Raw genomic sequence first — 236 nt, 5'->3', positions numbered from 1 at the left:
GGCTGCTGCCCGGCCCATAGCGCGGCCGCTCCACCTTGCCGGCGTCGCTGTTGATCGACCCGCTGAAGCTGTTCACTGACAGCTGCGCCGACACCGTGCGCGGCAGGCGCAGGCTGACCGAGGCACTGACCGACTCGACGTTGATGCGCCCGCCTGGTGCCAGTGCCGTCGCCGACAGGTCGATGCCTCCGGATACCGTCTCCACCACCAGGCGCTGGATGCGACCGGCATCGACG

General features: G+C 69.9%; 1 protein-coding gene. It reads right to left on the bottom strand.

Going from position 1 to position 236, the window contains the following annotated elements; all coding sequences use genetic code 11:
• The coding region (locus tag FQ664_RS26960) for a DUF4097 family beta strand repeat-containing protein (RefSeq protein ID WP_218570456.1) at window positions 1–236 on the bottom strand (236 nt) is incomplete at both ends.

Origin of the sequence: Pseudomonas persica (genome assembly GCF_900291015.1) — a bacterium.
Taxonomy (GTDB): domain Bacteria; phylum Pseudomonadota; class Gammaproteobacteria; order Pseudomonadales; family Pseudomonadaceae; genus Aquipseudomonas.
The sequence above is the reverse complement of the archived record's forward strand: the minus strand, read 5'-3'. Positions and strand labels throughout refer to the sequence as shown.